This is a genomic window from Acidovorax sp. KPB24-07 (assembly GCF_057543315.1).
Window position 1 is genome coordinate 1 of record NZ_BAAJYS010000774.1, and the last position, 962, is coordinate 962.

Sequence of the window (962 nt, forward strand, 5' to 3'; positions counted from 1 at the left end):
AGGCCGGCCCGGCCACGCTGAGCGCGCCGCGCACCTGGCCGAGGCCGTCGATGATGGGCGCGCCCACGCAGCGCACGCCGGGCACGATCTCTTCGTCGTCGATCGCGTAGCCGCGCGCCGCCGTCACCCGCAGCTCGGCCAGCAGGCGCCGCCGGTCGGTCAGCGTGCGGGGCGTGAGGGGACGCAGCACCAGTTCGCGCACCAGGGCATCGCGCGCCGCGCCGTCCATGGCGGAGAGGATGGCCTTGCCCTGGCTGGTGCAGTACACCGGCTTGCGCTGGCCCAGCGCGCTGGACGAGCGCTGGCTGTGCGCGCCATCGCAGCGCTCCAGCGACACCACGTCGCGCCCGTCCAGCGCGGCCAGGTAGGTGGTCTCGCCCGTCAGGTCGCGCAACGTGCGCAGTTCCATCACGGCCGCCGCGGCCAGATCGGGCATGGCATGGGCCTGGCGTGCCAGCTCGAAGCAGCGCACACCCAGGCAGTACACCTTGCGCAGCGGATCGCGGCGCAGCATGCCGCGCGCCACCAGCGTGGCCAGCAGGCGGTAGGCCGTGGTGCGGGGCAACGCCAGCCGCGCTGCCAGGTCGGCGTGGCTCAGGCCCTGCGGCGCGGCGCCCACGGCGTCCAGCACGTCGAGGGCTTTTTCGAGCGCGGCGGTGCCGTCTCCGGGCGATGCAGGCATGTTTGTCTCACGAAATGGAATTCAGAACCGCGCGGGGAGGGGGCGGCGGGCCGCAGGGATTTTAGGCGGCTCGCCCTTTCATTACGATGGCAGGCTCCCAACGGCGGGCCCCTGCCGATCGGCGAACAATTCCATTCAGTGAGACAGCAGGCCGCGACGGCCCTTGCCCTTTTCAGGAACCTCCATGCCCGACAACACCCTGCAATCCATCGACGCCCGCACCGGCCAGCCCCACGGCGCCGCCTGGCCCGAATCCACCCCGGCCGAGATCGACGCCGCC

At 72.5% G+C, this 962-nt stretch carries 1 protein-coding gene; it reads right to left on the reverse strand.

The window, feature by feature from the left end; translation table 11 throughout:
• On the reverse strand, window positions 1-682 hold a 682-nt coding region (locus AC27IQ_RS25705; RefSeq protein WP_487091328.1), incomplete at its 3' end, for an IclR family transcriptional regulator.
• Window positions 683-962 lie beyond the last annotated feature (280 nt).